15 protein-coding genes and 1 riboswitch are annotated in these 15,931 nt (G+C 43.0%); of the genes, 4 read left to right on the forward strand and 11 right to left on the reverse strand.

What is annotated here, in order from left to right; translation table 11 throughout:
• Positions 1-30 precede the first annotated feature (30 nt).
• From rimI to NQ556_RS13695, 4 genes are read right to left on the reverse strand one after another with little or no spacing between them, the layout of a single operon-like run.
• On the reverse strand, positions 31-495 hold the full coding sequence (gene rimI / locus NQ556_RS13680) for a ribosomal protein S18-alanine N-acetyltransferase (protein WP_008373670.1): 465 nt from the start codon (positions 493-495) through the stop codon (positions 31-33).
• Positions 488-1,225: a tRNA (adenosine(37)-N6)-threonylcarbamoyltransferase complex dimerization subunit type 1 TsaB gene (gene tsaB, locus NQ556_RS13685; RefSeq protein WP_008373668.1), complete on the reverse strand. Its 738-nt coding sequence runs from the start codon at positions 1,223-1,225 to the stop codon at positions 488-490. The genes rimI and tsaB overlap by 8 nt, the downstream gene beginning before the upstream one ends.
• 1 nt (position 1,226) lies before the next feature.
• Complete coding sequence (gene tsaE / locus NQ556_RS13690; RefSeq protein ID WP_022220008.1) at positions 1,227-1,658, reverse strand: tRNA (adenosine(37)-N6)-threonylcarbamoyltransferase complex ATPase subunit type 1 TsaE; 432 nt, start codon at positions 1,656-1,658, stop codon at positions 1,227-1,229.
• Positions 1,659-1,673: 15 nt separating this feature from the next.
• Positions 1,674-2,186 (reverse strand): YcxB family protein, encoded by a 513-nt coding sequence (locus tag NQ556_RS13695; protein WP_022220007.1) that lies wholly within the window; start codon positions 2,184-2,186, stop codon positions 1,674-1,676.
• Positions 2,187-2,348: 162 nt separating this feature from the next.
• A riboswitch (FMN riboswitch) is annotated at positions 2,349-2,498 on the forward strand.
• Positions 2,499-2,585: 87 nt separating this feature from the next.
• Between NQ556_RS13695 and NQ556_RS13700 the strand changes: the two genes are divergently transcribed.
• Positions 2,586-3,254: an ECF transporter S component gene (locus tag NQ556_RS13700; protein WP_008373663.1), complete on the forward strand. Its 669-nt coding sequence runs from the start codon at positions 2,586-2,588 to the stop codon at positions 3,252-3,254.
• 123 nt (positions 3,255-3,377) lie between these two features.
• On the opposite strand, the gene glgD is transcribed toward NQ556_RS13700, so the two are convergent.
• The 6 genes from glgD to NQ556_RS13730 form a co-directional block, all read right to left on the reverse strand.
• Complete coding sequence (gene glgD, locus NQ556_RS13705; RefSeq protein WP_022220005.1) at positions 3,378-4,496, reverse strand: glucose-1-phosphate adenylyltransferase subunit GlgD; 1,119 nt, start codon at positions 4,494-4,496, stop codon at positions 3,378-3,380.
• Position 4,497: 1 nt separating this feature from the next.
• The gene (locus NQ556_RS13710) at positions 4,498-5,637 is read right to left on the reverse strand and encodes a glucose-1-phosphate adenylyltransferase (RefSeq protein WP_008373659.1); all 1,140 of its coding nucleotides are present in this window, start codon (positions 5,635-5,637) and stop codon (positions 4,498-4,500) included.
• Positions 5,638-5,859: 222 nt separating this feature from the next.
• The gene (locus NQ556_RS13715) at positions 5,860-6,393 is read right to left on the reverse strand and encodes a hypothetical protein (protein ID WP_008373655.1); all 534 of its coding nucleotides are present in this window, start codon (positions 6,391-6,393) and stop codon (positions 5,860-5,862) included.
• Entirely contained in the window at positions 6,384-7,067 is a 684-nt protein-coding gene (locus tag NQ556_RS13720) for a DnaJ domain-containing protein (protein ID WP_008373654.1), read from the reverse strand. The genes NQ556_RS13715 and NQ556_RS13720 overlap by 10 nt, the downstream gene beginning before the upstream one ends.
• Entirely contained in the window at positions 7,048-7,899 is an 852-nt protein-coding gene (locus tag NQ556_RS13725) for a DUF5685 family protein (RefSeq protein WP_008373651.1), read from the reverse strand. The genes NQ556_RS13720 and NQ556_RS13725 overlap by 20 nt, the downstream gene beginning before the upstream one ends.
• 3 nt (positions 7,900-7,902) lie before the next feature.
• A complete protein-coding gene (locus NQ556_RS13730; protein WP_022220004.1) occupies positions 7,903-10,056 on the reverse strand; it encodes a Tex family protein in 2,154 nt (717 codons plus the stop codon).
• A gap of 172 nt (positions 10,057-10,228) precedes the next feature.
• On the opposite strand from NQ556_RS13730, the gene NQ556_RS13735 reads away from it, so the two are divergent.
• Positions 10,229-10,837, forward strand: a complete 609-nt coding sequence (locus NQ556_RS13735) for a TetR/AcrR family transcriptional regulator (protein WP_022220003.1) — start codon at positions 10,229-10,231, stop codon at positions 10,835-10,837.
• A 126-nt stretch (positions 10,838-10,963) separates the two neighbouring features.
• On the opposite strand, the gene NQ556_RS13740 is transcribed toward NQ556_RS13735, so the two are convergent.
• Positions 10,964-11,995, reverse strand: a complete 1,032-nt coding sequence (locus tag NQ556_RS13740) for an aldose epimerase family protein (protein ID WP_008373642.1) — start codon at positions 11,993-11,995, stop codon at positions 10,964-10,966.
• 325 nt (positions 11,996-12,320) lie between these two features.
• Between NQ556_RS13740 and NQ556_RS13745 the strand changes: the two genes are divergently transcribed.
• Entirely contained in the window at positions 12,321-14,153 is a 1,833-nt protein-coding gene (locus NQ556_RS13745) for an NAD(P)-binding protein (protein WP_008373640.1), read from the forward strand.
• On the forward strand, positions 14,147-15,883 hold the full coding sequence (locus NQ556_RS13750; RefSeq protein WP_008373638.1) for a [FeFe] hydrogenase, group A: 1,737 nt from the start codon (positions 14,147-14,149) through the stop codon (positions 15,881-15,883). Before NQ556_RS13745 ends, NQ556_RS13750 begins: the two co-directional genes overlap by 7 nt.
• Positions 15,884-15,931: the final 48 nt, after the last annotated feature.

Genomic DNA, 15,931 nt, shown 5'->3' on the forward strand with positions numbered 1-15,931 from the left:
CTTGTATATTCTTGCGATTTCTTCCATTTTCTAAACCATGCGGCTCATCAGGATTGCATCTTCCGGATTTTTCCCTCCGTAATAGAACTTTCGCTCTCCATCGATTCCAAATTTGTTTTTTTCATAAAAAGCAATCGCTGTCTGATTACTCTTACGGACATCAAGAAGCATTCTTTTCAGTTGCTTTTCTTGGCAGATCTGTTCCATGAATCCAAACAGCATCTGTCCAATTCCTCTGCGTCTTTCAGATTCAGCAACTGCAATTCTTGCGATCTCGCATTCATCCAGAACATAATAACACAGAAAATATCCCAGCAGGGTATCCCCTTCCATTGCTGCCGCACAAAAAGTATGCTTCTGTCTGACAGTTGATCTCACTTCATGATAACTCCACGGATCCGGAAATACGTCTGTTTCCATCTGCGCCACCTGTTCCATTCGTTCTCTGTCATTTTCTGTTATCAAAGTAATTTCTATGTTATCTCTATTACTCATGTGTTTTTTCTGCTTTCAGACGTTCTTCTCTTTCCCGTTCTGCCTGTGATACACGCAGATAATCCGGTTTGTGCTCCATTGCAGTTTCTGTTTTTCCTTCTTTATAATACTGAATTCCAAGCATACCGACTGCTGCAGCTCTCTGCTGGTTCATATGTGCCGGTGCAAATGCAATATCATAATTCGTCATCAATTCCTTCTCCAGCCTGTCTTTATGCACCGGTACACCGTCTCCAAGAAAGATCACTGGTTTTCCATAAGTACAAAGTTTTTTGGCAAGTTCATCGATTTCGACTGCCATCTGTGCTTCCAAAACCTGCAGTTTATCACCGTCCATCTGATAAATACCAGTATATACCTGATTTCTTCTTGCATCCATGATCGGACAAATGATCCTGTCTGTATAACACAGATTATAAGCAAGTCCGTCTACTGTCGGAATGTGAATCAAAGGCTTCTTCAGTGCCAGCCCCAGTCCCTTTGCAGTTGCTGAACCAATTCTGAGTCCGGTAAATGATCCCGGTCCTCCTGCTACCGCAATCGCATCAATCGTATCCAGATTCATATCCGTCATCTTCACGATTTCATCCAACATCGGTAATAAGGTCTGTGAATGTGTCTTTTTATAATTGATCGTATACTCTGCAATCGTTTTGGAAATTTCGTTTTCTTCTTCAACTACTGCGACAGTTGCAACAAGTCCCGAACTGTCTATTGCTAAAATGCGCATATTATTCTCCTCTTTTCTCTACCGTAATCCGGCGGAAATCAAATCCCTGTTCCAGATCTTTTTCTATCGTGATCTCTGTCCGGTTCGCCGGAAGAATCTCATCGATCAGGTTCGCCCATTCGATCAGGCTTACACCGTCTCCATATACATAGTCTTCAAAACCAATCTCGTCCATCTCTTCAATGTCACCAATCCGATACACATCAAAATGATAGAACGGAAGTCTTCCGTCATCATATACCTGGACTATGGTAAAGGTTGGACTGCTGATCGGTTCTTCAATCCCCAGTCCTTTTGCCAGTCCCTGGGTAAATACGGTCTTTCCGACGCCGAGATCTCCTACCAGTGTATAGACTTCTCCTGCTTTTGCATGACTCCCGATCTTCTTACCGAGATCATAGGTTTCTTTGGCACTTCTTGTTTCAATTATCATCTTCTGGTCTGCCTCCTAATTTGCACTGACGTGTCTGATATTGACTTTCTTGGCTGACATATGTGTAGAAATCATCTGCACTGCTGCCGCATACTGTTCTCCCAGGGATTCTCTTGGAAAAATCAGTGCTCTTACCTTTGTTACATATATAATTACAGACTGACCGGTTGAAACTGCCTTCCGGAAATCTCCCCATTCATTAAGCACACTTTGTTCATCCTGTGAAATGCGGATTCCTTCTTCGTTAAGTTCATAACTAATCGGTTTCTGAAACATCGGGGAGCGCATTACCTGTTCTGCCGCACGTGCTTTTAAATGAAGTGGGTTTCCGATCAGAAAAATTGCGGCAAACAAAAAGAACGTTGCAGCTGTACTGTAGCTTCCAAACATACATTGTCTGATTCCCAGCACCAGTGTTACACCACCGAAAATCACACCGATGATTCCACTAAGGCTTGTATAGGAAGTATAGAGCATAAAATCAAACATGGCTTTTTTTGTCATTTTTACTTCAAACTTTATATTCATTCATTTTCCTCCATATCAGATTAAGTCACACCGATTATATCATACCGAATCTTTGGAAACAAGTCGTTACTGCTCACTCCGGGTTTAGAAAAACACTGTCTTTTCTTAACTTGTACTTGTATTTTATATACGCCTGCGCTATAATGTGTTCAAATGAACAAGGAAATTCTTCGGGGTAGGGTGACTTCTTATCGCTATAGTATAAGCAGAATTCCCAACCGGCGGTTACAGTCCGCGACCTGTCAGATTTCTGACAGCTGATTTGGTGCAATTCCAAAACCGACAGTAAAGTCTGGATGAGAGAAGAAAAAGTGATTTTGCAAATAATCCCCCGACGTATTACGTCGGGGATTTTTTTGCATAGGCTTTCGAAGATTTTCCTCCTCAATTCATCTGATTATGTCAAGAGAAAAGGAGAGAAAAAATGAGTACAGATGTAATGACAAACCCAAAAACAACAACGAAAGAAAAAAACGTATCAGCACAAAGATAATTGCACAGATTGGTGTGCTCGGAGCAATCGCTATGGTTCTGATGTTATTTGATATTCCACTTCCATTTGCACCAACCTTTTACAAAATTGATTTCAGTGAAGTTCCGGTCCTTATCGGAGCATTTACCATGGGACCTGTAGCCGGCGCTTTGATCGAACTGGTCAAAATCCTGTTGAACCTCCTGATCAGAGGTACATCAACAGCTGGTGTTGGAGACCTCGGAAACTTCCTGATCGGATGTGCAATGTGTATTCCAGCTTCCCTGATTTATCAGAAGTTACATTCTCGCAAGGGTGCGATCATCGGTATGGTAACAGGAACTGTTTTTATGACAATTGTCGGATGTTTTATCAATGCATACCTTCTGCTTCCGGCATACGCTGCTGCATTCCATATGCCGATCGACGCACTGGTTGCCATGGGAACCGCAGTCAACAGTCATATCAACAGTCTTCTGACTTTTGTTTTACTTTCTGTTGCACCTTTCAATCTGCTGAAAGGTTTCCTGGTATCATTGATCGTATTCCTGATCTACAAAAAGATCAGCCCGATTTTACAAATGGGACGCGAATAGATTATAATTTTACAAAGCAGCAAAAGGGGTTCGTTATGAGCCTCTTTTTTTATGAAACCAAAAAACAGAGAGAAGTCTGCCCACGCCGGCATTCTTCTCTCTGTTGAATTTCTTTTGATTATATTATAAAGTATCGTTTCTTCTTACATATCCTGGTTTTTCCGGATCTGCAATCAGTTCCTTTGCATGGACAATCCTTGCACTCTTGTCCACTACCTGCGCTTCAATCCGTGCATCCTCTCCAATTACAACTCCCGGAAGGATAACACTGTCTTTGACAACTGCACCTTTCTTAATTACGCATCCACGTCCGATTACCGAATTCTCAACAGTACCCTCGATCAGACATCCATTGGAAATTACCGATCTCTTGACACTTGCTCCTTCATAATACTTTGTTGGGCATGAATCATTTGTTCTTGTGTAAATCGGCCAGTTCTTATCAAACAAAGTCACTGCATTCTTCATATCGATCAGTGATAAGTTTGCATTATAGTAGCTCGTAAAATCTGTGATAGATGCAAAGAATCCTCGATGTGACACTCCACGTACATCCAGTTCACTGCATGCCATATTCACAATATCATTAAGTGTGAACATGGAAGAAATTTTTCTTCCCTTTTTAACCAGTTCCATAAACAGATCTTTGCGCATTACATAAGTGTCCATGAAAATATTACGGTTTTTCGCGTTACCATGGTTCGGTTCCAATGAAAGGACACCCTTCTGCTTGTTCAGATTAAGTGTTGAACAGTTCAGATAGTATTCTTTTGCATTATCCACACTGTGATATAACAGGGTAATATCTGCACCAGATTCAATATGTGTCTTAAGTAATTCATCATAATTCTGTGTATAAATCATATAACTTGGTGCAATAACTACATATGGATATTTTACAGCTTCAATACACTCCATATTTTCTTCATATGCCGCCAGGTCATTATTGTATACACTCCATTCTGCATTTGCAAAATCAGAATAAAGAATATGAAGACGGCCACTCTTTGAGTTGATATTGTAATGACGGCCCGTTCCAAGATGTTCTGTAAGAGAACGCGGTTTTCTTCTTACATAAACCTGAATATGTTCGATTTCACTGTTGCTCATATTAGAGATTGGGAAATCGATAACTCTGTATCTTCCAAGGAATGAAACAGCACCAACCGGACGGTAATTCTGCATCTCTCCTACCCGGATATTGTTGCCGGCAAAACTTACGATTCCAAATGCCTGTGCCATATTACTCATCCCCCTTAACACGTTTTGATACTAATTCAATATGTTCACTGTCTGCTGATCCGACAACTGCATTTTTGCCAATCTTTACGCCATCAGCCACAAGCGCTCTTGTTACAACTGCACCTTCTTCTACTTCAACGCCCGGCATCAGTACACTGTCAATAATCTGTGCACCTTCGCCGACTCTTGCACCTGTAAACAATACAGAATTTTTGACTTTTCCATTGATCACACATCCCTGGTTGATAAATGCTCTTTCAATCTCTGCTGTCGGGCCAACATACTGAGGAAGCACAGTTGTATCCTCTGTGTAAATCTTCCATGAATCATCATTCAGATCAAGTTCATTTTTACTATTGATCAGATCCATATTTGCTTCCCACAGGGAATCAATTGTTCCGACATCCTTCCAATATCCTTTGAACTTGTATGCATAGAGCTTTCTTCCATCATTCAGCATAGTCGGAATGATATCTTTTCCGAAATCATGATTGGAATCCTGATTTTTCATATCTGCAAGGAGCATCTTTCTTAAAAGCTTCCAGTTGAATATGTAAATACCCATGGATGCCAGATTGCTCTTTGGATTCTCCGGTTTCTCTTCAAACTCTACAATTCTTCCCTCATCGTCCGTATTCATAATACCGAAACGGCTTGCTTCCTTCATCGGAACCTCGATGACCGCGATTGTTGCATCTGCTCCAGTCTCTTTATGATAATCAAGCATATTATCATAATTCATCTTATAAATATGGTCACCGGAAAGAATCAGTACATATTCTGGTGCAAACATGTCCACAAAATCAATGTTCTGTGAAATTGCATCTGCTGTTCCTCTGTATACATCCAGATCCGCATCCGCTTTTTCACGCGGTGGAAGTACATAGACTCCGCTGTTCTGGGCATCTAACCCCCATCTGCGGCCTGCCGCTACATAACTGTTAAGTAAAATAGACTCATACTGTGTCAGGACTCCTACATTATCAATTCCGCTGTTGGCACAGTTGCTAAGTGGAAAATCAATGATTCTGTATTTCCCACCATATGAAACCGCAGGTTTGGCTACTTTATTTGTAAGCTCGTGAAGACGACTTCCTCGTCCGCCCGCCAAGATCATAGCAAGCATATTATTCTGCTTCATAAGTGAATCCTCTCTTTCCTATTTGTCCTGTCTTATATTATACAATTTTTCTGTTAAATTTTCCACTTTTTTGTGCAAAAAATACATAAAATTTATATTTTTATTATTATGATGTGTTCGAGGATTATGGGAATTGCGTAGCAATAGAACAATCCGGTTACATCAGTGAGCAGCAAAATTTACTTTCGACACTCACATCATCATTATTGTATTATATATGCTTTAAAATCCGAATTTATGTCTATTTTCTTTCCAGATTTTCCCCATTGCATATTCATATGTCTTATCAAAGACAAAAAGTATAAATTGTCCAAATACAACAGACATAAGCATTATTCCTTTTACAGTCTTTTTTTCAGATAACATACTCCAGAAATATATTAAACCCGGAATATAAAGTACATTAAATACCAGATATTTCATGAGCCAGAAAAAGTTACGGCTTCTGATCCATCCGGAAGCTCTTCCAGAAAAATACCATATTGTTTCTATAATTAGAATATAAAATCCCATAAATGCATAGGAAACCACATATAATTTATTCGGAGACAGAAGGATTGCCAGCAAAATTCCAGCCAGTAAAAAGCCTGCCCCGCTTTTCAATCCAAATTCCTGAATCACAATCCCGACAAAGAAGGACGCCGCCGCCAGTAAAAAAAGGGTATTCGTTTCGATCACACTGCCAAGCGCAATCCCCACTTCTGTCAGTGCAAGCATAACGCCTGCAAATGCAATCTTTTTTGTATTTAGATGCATGGACACAGATCTCCTCCCATACATTCACATAATGAATCTGCGATCCACAGATCACAGCACATATTTCCAGTTCCACACGGAGAGGAATTACGATTGCCATATCCCTGACCAAACGGATTACTATTATATCTCTGTGCTCCCCAGTTCAGCTGGTTCATCAGCTCTCTGTACTGCGGGTTATTCGGGTCCATATTCACTGCCTGCGCAGCATAATCCCTTGCCAGCACATTGTTGCCTACGCCGGCGTTGGCCATGGAACTTGCATAATACCATTGTGCAGTCCGGTCATTCATACGGTTCAACACATTGATCGCGTCCTGATATCTACGGTTATTGATAAAATTGAATGCCGCCTGCATCTCCGGATTCATATTATTGTACTGCTGATATCTGCCATTGCCATAAGATTGATTCCCATAGGAATTATTACCATAAGAATAGTTCCCTGAACCCGCGCCGTATCCGTAATTATATCCTCCATTCGCCCGCTCTTTCATAATTTCATCATAAGCTTCCTGTACTTCTTTGAACTTTTCTTCAGCAAGATCCCGAAGCGGATTATCCACATTGGCATCCGGATGATATTTCCGGCTCAGTTCTCTGTACGCCTTTTTTATCTCCTCTTCCGACGCATTTGGTGATACGCCAAGCACCTCATAAGGATTCTTTGTCATCTTCCTTTTCCTCGCTTTTCTTTTCTTGTATCTTTCTGTAATGTTTCCATACGCCATCATACAGGATATTCCGCAGGATATCCACGTCCAGTACACATGGCAGAATTTCAAAATTTCTTGCGCATTCGCCGATCATCATGCACAGAATGTCTCTGCATCTTTCTTCATATCCGGCTTCTTCATGCATCTTTTTTAATGGATTATAAGTTCCTTTTTCCAGGTCCTTATCCAGATCTTCGTAAGCATCCATAATGTAAATATATTTGCCCAGATAGAAACCGATCCCTCGAAGCTGCTGTTCCCAGCAGTCTTCTTTATATACCATCATCTCTTCCATCAGCCGGCCAAAACAGCCTGCCGGATAGTCAACTTCCTGTATACCCTGACTTTCATATTCCGAAAGCTTTGCCATTTCTTCTCTGATCACACGACTCTGCCTTGGATATTTCCAAATTGCTTTTTCTACTTTTCGCTTCAAAGCCATACTCCCGAGAAGCCCTGCTACTTTCTTCTCATCCTTCCAATCATCTTCCAGATGATAATACGCCATGATCAGATTCATATCGGCCGCATACTCTGTGATCTCATTTTCCAGCATTGGCTGTGGCTTTAACGGATGCATCTTACAGCGATGGCTTTCTGCCTTTGTTTCACTTTCATATAAAGAAGTAAGTAAAATGATCACAAATGTCATATCATAGGCAAGCGTAAGCTGACCTGCGCTGCCATACTGTCTCTTCAGTGACTGACAAAGGCCACAGTAATACGCTTTATATTTATGATAATCTTTTACTTTTAATTCCGGCTCATTCGCCGTCACATATCCGAACATGTATTACTGAATTCCTCTCATTGTAAGCTGGATCCGCTTCTTCTGTAAATCAACGCTCATCACCTTTACATCTACAACATCTCCTACGCTGACTGCTTCCAGTGGATGCTTGATAAAACGATCCGTGATCTGGGAAATGTGCACCAATCCGTCCTGATGCACTCCAATATCGACAAATACACCAAAGTCAATGACATTTCGCACGGTTCCTTTCAGAATCATTCCTTCCTTCAGATCCTTCATATCAAGGACATCCGTCCTGAGAATTGGTTTCGGCATCTCATCTCGTGGATCACGCGCCGGTTTTTCCAGCTCTTTGACAATATCCCGAAGGGTGATCTCTCCTATTCCAAGTTCTTCAGCGAGCTTTTTGTAATCTTTGATGGTAAGAGACAGACCTGCAAGTTTGCCGCCTGCAATATCTTCCGGCTTGAAGCCCTGCTTTTCAAGAAGCTTTCCTGCCGCCTCGTAAGACTCCGGATGTACACTGGTTCCGTCAAGTGGATTGGTTCCGCCCTGGATCCTCATAAACCCGGCACACTGCTCAAATGCTTTTGGTCCAAGTTTTGGTACTTTGAGAAGTTCTTTTCTATTCTCAAATTTTCCATTTTCTTCCCTGTAGGCAACAATATTTTTCGCAAGGGTTCCGGAAATACCGGAAATATAAGAAAGCAGCGGAGCCGATGCAGTATTTAGGTCCACACCGACTTTATTTACACAGTCTTCTACCACACCGCCAAGTGCTTCTCCTAATTTTTTCTGGTTCATATCATGCTGATACTGCCCGACACCGATCGACTGCGGATCGATCTTTACCAGTTCGGCAAGCGGATCCTGAAGACGTCTTGCGATGGATGTCGCGCTTCTCTGCCCGACATCAAATTTTGGGAATTCTTCTGTAGCAAGTTTACTTGCTGAGTACACAGATGCTCCCGCTTCATTTACGATCACATACTGCACTTTTTCCGGAATCTCTTTTAACAGTTCTACAATAAACTGTTCTGATTCTCTGGATGCTGTTCCATTTCCCAGGGAAATCAAAGAGATGTGATACTTTGGAATAATCTTTTTCAGCAGATCTTTTGCTGCCTGGATCTTCTTCGGAGTCGTAGGCGCTGTCGGATAAATTACAGTCGTGCCGATTACTTTCCCGGTCGGATCTACCACAGCAAGCTTGCATCCGGTACGGAATGCAGGATCCCATCCAAGCACAACCTGTCCGACGATCGGCGGCTGCATCAGAAGCTGCTCCAGATTCTTTCCAAACACAAGGATTGCGCCATCTTCTGCTTTTTCCGTCAGTTCGTTTCTCAGTTCACGCTCGATCGCCGGTGCGATCAGCCTCTGATAGCTGTCGGCCACAACCTCTTTCAAAACCGGTGTTGTGTATGGATTATCCCTGCGGATCACTTTCTTTTCCAGATAACGGAGAATTTCCTCTTCCGGTGCTTCAATCTTAACACTCAGGAATTTTTCTTTTTCTCCACGGTTGAGTGCCAGCACACGGTGTCCGGCTACTTTGCTGACCGCTTCTGTAAAATCATAATACATCTCGTATACAGATTCTGCTTTTTCGTCTTTTGCAGCAGAAACCAGCGTACCCTTTTTGAACGTCAGATCGCGGATCCTCTTTCTGTAATCTGCCTCATCTGAAATATTTTCTGCAAGAATATCTTTCGCACCGTCAATCGCTTCCTGCACATTTTTCACGCCCTTTTCTTCAGAAACATATTTTTCTGCCTCTTTTTCCAGGGGCTCCTTACTATTCTGAAGAGAGATCAGAACCGCCAGTGATTCCAGACCTTTTTCTTTTGCAATTGTCGCACGGGTCCGGCGTTTTGGTCTATACGGACGATAAAGATCGTCCACCAGAACCTGCGTCTCTGCTGCCACGATCTGTGCTTTCAGCTCAGGTGTTAACTTGCCCTGTTCTTCAATACTTGCAAGAACCTGTTCTTTTTTCTCTTCCAGGTTCCGCAGATAGGTCAGTCGTTCATATAATTTACGAAGCTGTTCATCATCCAGTGTACCGTGTGCTTCTTTTCTGTAACGCGCAATAAACGGAATGGTATTTCCTTCATCAATCAGCTTTACAGCCGCATCTACCTGCCACTTTTTTACGCCCAGTTCTTCTGTTATTTTCTGGTTAATATCCATTGATATCCAATCCTCTCTTTTTGTTCGCTATGGATTTAATGATACCATGTCATCTCTTATTTTTCAATTCCCGTTAAAATTACAGAGTTCGCTCGGTTTTCTTGTCTTTTTCTATTAAATATGCTATACTACAGCTAATCTGACTGAAAAATTTTAAGAAAGGATTAACCAAATGTCAAGCGATATTGAAAAAGAGCCACTGTCCAGACAACAGAAAAAATCAAAAGAAACCAAAGCACGTATCTTTCATGCAGCCAAGACAATTCTGCAGAAGCAGGGATACGATCAGCTTTCCATAAAAAATATCTGTGATGAAGCAGGTGTCTCCAACGGCAGCTTCTATCATCATTTTAAAACCAAAGATGATCTTTTATCTTATTATATTGAAGAACAGCCAAGCATCAATCCGGATCTTCTGGATACGCCGGAAGATGCAGATGAGGCAAAGATCGGTATCATCCACGTTTATCTGAATTACGCACAGTACTGCCGGGAACTCGGAGTAGAATTCATGTCCAACTACTACACACCGCGCAACCAGGCACTGAACCCAACGATCCGTACCGAGCGACCGTACCCGATCCTTACCGTAGAGAATTATCTTCGCAAAGCGATTGATGCCGGCATCATTGCGCCAAAGATTTCCCTGGATGAAATCTGCACTGATATCCGTATGCTGGTTATCGGAAATGTATTTGAATGGTGTCTGCATAACGGAGAGACTGATTTTGAAGGTAATATCCGCCGTTCGATCGGGCATTATCTGGATGGCATTTTCTGATTTCACAGATATACCACAGCGTAAAATGAATTTTTCATATTCCTTCGCTGATTTTTTACAGCACATATTTTCAAAAAAGGTGTCATGGATTTTTATGTCCATGGCACCTTTTCGGCTTATCTGTTGTTATATAAACTTGTACATCGTTGTTGTTTCGTAAGTTTCGCCCTTCTCGCATACCGGCCCGGCAAAATTCTCTTTATGGATTGCATCCGGGAAGAACTGTGTCTCGAAGCAGGCTGCCTGGCGTTTGTGGTAATGCGCCCCGCCTTTTCCTTTGGCATCAACAATAAAGTTGCCTGTATAAAGCTGCATTCCCGGAAGGTCTGTATAAACTTCCATAGTGATTCCGCTCTCTTCCGAGGACATCTCTGCCACTTTCGCAAATTCTCCTTTATTGTTCAGAACCCAGTTATGATCATATCCTTTCCCGAAATTCAGTGCTTCATAATCTGTCTCGATTTCTTTGCCAATTGCTTTCTTTGTGCGGAAATCCATCGGTGTTCCTTCTACCGGTGTGATCTCGCCTGTCGGAATAGACTCGGCATCGGCTCTGGTAAATGCATCTGCATCAATCCATACTTCCTGATCCAGTACATCTCCTGATGCATGTCCATCCATATTAAAATAGCTGTGATTTGTCATGTTGATCAGAGTATCTGCATCCGGAACTGCATGGTAAGCGATCTTCACTGCATTGTCTTCTGTCAGAGTATATGTTACCTCAATATGTACAGCTCCCGGATATCCCTGATCACCATCCGGGCTGTCCAGTTCAAATGTAATATAATCATCTGCGGTTTCTTTTACCTTCCACATTCTCTGGTTATAAAAATCCATTCCGCTGTGGAGATTATTGCCATTATCATTCTTTTCAAGCTGATAGGTCACTCCGTTCAGTTCAAAGGATGCTCCTCCGATACGGTTTGCACTTCTCCCGACAATTGCACCGAAGAACAGATCTCCTTCTTCATATCCTGCTGCCTCATCATATCCAAGCACAACATCACACGGCTTGCCTTCTTTGTCCGGTACGATCACCTGTACCAGCGTTGCACCGTAATCGGATACTGCAATCTCCATTCCGTTTTTATTTGTGAGCGTATATAATTTTGTCTCGTCACCTTTAACTGTTGCACCAAAATCTGTTACTTTCATTTTTCCTCTTCCGCCCTTTCTGTTAATTGTGCCTGTAAAACAGACATCTCTTTTACAGGTGTTATTGTAACATAATTTTTTTATTTTTTGCACCCTTTATCGTTGTTCTGCCATTTTGTACATATTGCTGATATTTTTTATCATTTTGTGACAAAATTAACTTATTTGTCTATTTATTAACTTTGCTTGCAAGATTGTACTAAAATGCATACAATATCATTATAAGTGTGTCCATAGAGTTAATCTATAGTATTCAGATGTTTTCCCTATGATTTTCTTCATCTGTCCTGTAGATTAGCAAAAAAAGTTAAAGGAGAAAAAAGCTATGAGTAGACTTGAAATCACTGCACCAGACAAAGCCCAGCTGGTTATCGAAGGGCTCTACAAAGATCTGGAGCGAAGAATCGAATCCAGTCCTCCGGGACTATGTCCTGTTGACATGACTCGTGCTTTCCTGGAGATGTGTCATACACATACCTGTGGAAAATGTGTGCCGTGCCGTGTTGGTCTGTGGCAGCTGAAAAACCTGCTGACCGACGTTATGAACGGAGACGCAACTATGGAAACATTAGACCTGATGGAAGAACTCTCTGTATCAATCATGGAAGGAGCTGACTGTGCGATCGGGTATGAAGCAGCTCACATGGTTTACAAGAGTCTGATGGGATGTCGGGAAGACTATGAAGAACATGTGCGCCAGGGAAGATGTACCTGCCAGTACACACAGCCTGTTCCTTGTGTATCTTTGTGCCCGGCACATGTAGATATTCCGGGATATATCGCTCTTGTCGGAGAAGGACGTTACGCAGATGCGATCCGCCTGATCCGTAAGGACAATCCATTCCCGACCACCTGTGGTTTTATCTGCGAACATCCTTGTGAGGCACGCTGCCGTCGTAACATCGTAGACGATGCAGTCAATATCCGCGGTCTTAAGAGAATGGCTGCTGATTATGCCGGAAAAGTTCCACCGCCGCCATGTGCTCCATCTACCGGAAAGCGCATTGCCGTTGTTGGTGGTGGCCCTGGTGGATTAAGTGCAGCTTACTATCTGCAGCTGATGGGACACCAGACAACCGTATTTGAGATGCTGCCGGAACTTGGCGGTATGCTCCGCTATGGTATCCCGAACTACCGTCTGCCGAAAGACCGTCTGAACGATGATATCAATGCCATCCTTGAGACCGGTGTCAAAGTTGAATTTGGCAAACGGATTGGAAAAGATATGACAATCCAGAGTCTGCGTGAAGAATACGACGCAGTTCTTATTACAATCGGTGCAAGTACCGATAAGAAACTTGGTATCGAAGGCGAACACTCAGAAGGTGTCCTTTCTGCTGTTCAGTTCCTTCGTGATGTAGGAAAGAACCAGAACCCGGATCTTACCGGACAGGAAGTAGCCGTTATCGGTGGCGGTAACGTATCTATGGATGCTGTCCGTACCGCAAAACGTCTGGGGGCTAAAAAAGTCAGCATCGTTTACCGCCGCCGCGTGGCAGATATGACTGCCCTTCCGGCAGAGATTGAAGGTGCTGTTGCAGAAGGAATCGAAGTACAGACTCTGATGGCTCCTTCCCGCATCGAAACAGATGAAAACGGTCATGTAAAAGGAATCTACGTTACACCACAGATGATCAGTAAGATCAAAGACGGTCGTGCAAGTGTACGTCCGACAGGTGCTCCTGACGTATTTATTCCATGCCAGACACTGATCGTTGCAATCGGACAGGATATTGAATACCAGCACTTTGAAGAAGCCGGTGTTCCTGTACAGAGAGGTAAGATCTTAACCGAAAAATACGGCGGATTCGATAACATTCCGGGTGTATTTGCCGGCGGAGACTGTGCTTCCGGTCCTGCATCCGTAATCAAAGCTATTGCTGCTGCAAAAGTAGTAGCTGCTAACATAGACGAATACCTGGGATATCACCACATTATCAGCTGTGACGTTGAGATTCCTGAAGCGCGTCTTGATGACCGCCCGCCGTGCGGAAGAGTAAACATGACCGAGCGTGAAGCCTGCGAACGTGTCTGTGACTTTAACGGTGTAGAAAACTGCATGTCCGAGGCAGAAGCGAAACAGGAAGCCAGCAGATGTCTGCGTTGCGACCACTTCGGCTACGGCATTTTCAAAGGAGGTCGTGAAACATTATGGTAAATCTTACAATTGATAATATAAACGTATCTGTCCCGGAAGGTACTACTATCATGGATGCTGCCAAAATGGCGGATATCCCGATTCCAAAGCTCTGCTATCTGAAAGATATCAACGAGATCGCAGCCTGTCGTGTCTGTGTTGTTGAACTCGAGGGAATGGAACGGCTGGTAACTTCCTGCAACAACGTAGTAAAAGAAGGTATGGTAATCCATACAAACAGCCCAAAGGTTCGTACAGCCAGAAGACAGACTGTACAGCTTATCCTTTCCCAGCACGACTGCAAATGTGCTACCTGTGTCAGAAGCGGTAACTGTACTCTGCAGAGTCTTGCAAATGACCTGAACATCATCGAAATACCATTTAAGCAGCGTCTGGAAGAATTCCCTTGGGATAAAGAATTTCCGCTGATCAGAGACTCACAGAAATGCATCAAATGTATGCGCTGTATCCAGGTCTGTGACAAGATCCAGGATTTACATATCTGGGATGTGACAAGTACTGGTTCCCGTACTACCATTAATGTAACCGGCAACCATAAGATCTCCGAGGTTTCCTGTTCTCTGTGCGGTCAGTGTATTACTCACTGCCCGGTCGGCGCTCTGCGCGAACGTGATGATACAGAGAAAGTATGGGATGCAATCGCTGATGACAAGAAAGTCGTTGTTGCACAGGTTGCTCCTGCTGTACGTGCTGCATGGGGTGAAGCTCTTGGTCTTTCCCGTGAAGAAGCAACTGTCGGCAAGATCATGGATGCTCTGAAGAAAATGGGTATTGACTATGTATTCGATACCTCCTTCACAGCAGACCTTACTATTATGGAAGAAGGAAATGAATTCCTGCAGAGATTTACAAAAGGCGAATTAAATCTTCGTCCGATGTTTACCTCCTGCTGCCCTGGATGGGTACGCTTCCTTAAATCACAGTACCCACATCTGGTGCCACAGCTTTCAACAGCCAAATCACCACAGCAGATGTTCGGTTCTGTTATGAAGAGCTATTTTGCAGAATCCATCGGTGTGAAACCGGAAAATATGTTTACTGTATCTATCATGCCATGTGTTGCCAAAAAAGGCGAAAGTAACATGGAACTGTTCTATGGTGAATATGCCGGACACGAGACAGACGTTGTACTTACAACTCGTGAATTGACACGCATGATCCGTTCTGCACATATTGATCCTGCTTCTTTGGTTGATCGTGAATGCGATCCTCTGATGAAAGAATGGACCGGTGCCGGTGTTATCTTCGGAACAACAGGTGGTGTTATGGAAGCAGCACTTCGTTCTGCTCACTACCTTGTAACCGGACGTAACCCTGATCCGGATGCATTCAAGATTGTCCGCAATCCTGGTGGACAGCCAGGTGTTGTAGAAGCTGAGATCCAGCTTGGAGATGCTACTGTTCGTGCTGCTGTTGTCAGCGGACTCGGAAACACACGTAAACTGATCGAAGCAATCGAACATGGTGAAGTACATTATGATTTTGTAGAAGTCATGGCCTGCCCTGGCGGATGCGTCGGCGGTGGCGGTCAGCCAATCCATGACGGAGAAGAACTTGCACGGACACGTGGTGAAAATCTTTATTTCCTTGATAAGAATGCACCACTTCGCTTCTCACATGAGAACCCGGATGTACTCCGTCTGTACCGTGATTTCTTTGAGAAACCGCTTTCTCACAAGTCACATATGTTGCTTCACACGGATCATAACGCATGGGAGATGCCTAGATAAATCAAATTTTGCCCTCTAAAAGATTGTAACGAATATATAAATAATTTA

Origin of the sequence: Coprococcus comes ATCC 27758 (assembly GCF_025149785.1) — a bacterium.
GTDB lineage: Bacteria > Bacillota > Clostridia > Lachnospirales > Lachnospiraceae > Allocoprococcus > Allocoprococcus comes.

What these genes read in the sequence shown, in the direction of transcription:
- NQ556_RS13695 (WP_022220007.1), bottom strand. Translation starts at nt 2,186, where the DNA reads ATGAATATAAAGTTTGAAGTAAAAATGACAAAAAAAGCCATGTTTGAT.
- NQ556_RS13735 (WP_022220003.1), top strand. Translation starts at nt 10,229, where the DNA reads ATGTCAAGCGATATTGAAAAAGAGCCACTGTCCAGACAACAGAAAAAA.
- NQ556_RS13725 (WP_008373651.1), bottom strand. Translation starts at nt 7,899, where the DNA reads ATGTTCGGATATGTGACGGCGAATGAGCCGGAATTAAAAGTAAAAGAT.
- NQ556_RS13730 (WP_022220004.1), bottom strand. Translation starts at nt 10,056, where the DNA reads ATGGATATTAACCAGAAAATAACAGAAGAACTGGGCGTAAAAAAGTGG.
- rimI (WP_008373670.1), bottom strand. Translation starts at nt 495, where the DNA reads ATGAGTAATAGAGATAACATAGAAATTACTTTGATAACAGAAAATGAC.
- NQ556_RS13720 (WP_008373654.1), bottom strand. Translation starts at nt 7,067, where the DNA reads ATGACAAAGAATCCTTATGAGGTGCTTGGCGTATCACCAAATGCGTCG.
- NQ556_RS13710 (WP_008373659.1), bottom strand. Translation starts at nt 5,637, where the DNA reads ATGAAGCAGAATAATATGCTTGCTATGATCTTGGCGGGCGGACGAGGA.
- NQ556_RS13745 (WP_008373640.1), top strand. Translation starts at nt 12,321, where the DNA reads ATGAGTAGACTTGAAATCACTGCACCAGACAAAGCCCAGCTGGTTATC.
- NQ556_RS13715 (WP_008373655.1), bottom strand. Translation starts at nt 6,393, where the DNA reads ATGCATCTAAATACAAAAAAGATTGCATTTGCAGGCGTTATGCTTGCA.
- NQ556_RS13700 (WP_008373663.1), top strand. Translation starts at nt 2,586, where the DNA reads ATGTCAAGAGAAAAGGAGAGAAAAAATGAGTACAGATGTAATGACAAA.
- NQ556_RS13740 (WP_008373642.1), bottom strand. Translation starts at nt 11,995, where the DNA reads ATGAAAGTAACAGATTTTGGTGCAACAGTTAAAGGTGACGAGACAAAA.
- tsaB (WP_008373668.1), bottom strand. Translation starts at nt 1,225, where the DNA reads ATGCGCATTTTAGCAATAGACAGTTCGGGACTTGTTGCAACTGTCGCA.
- glgD (WP_022220005.1), bottom strand. Translation starts at nt 4,496, where the DNA reads ATGGCACAGGCATTTGGAATCGTAAGTTTTGCCGGCAACAATATCCGG.
- NQ556_RS13750 (WP_008373638.1), top strand. Translation starts at nt 14,147, where the DNA reads ATGGTAAATCTTACAATTGATAATATAAACGTATCTGTCCCGGAAGGT.
- tsaE (WP_022220008.1), bottom strand. Translation starts at nt 1,658, where the DNA reads ATGATAATTGAAACAAGAAGTGCCAAAGAAACCTATGATCTCGGTAAG.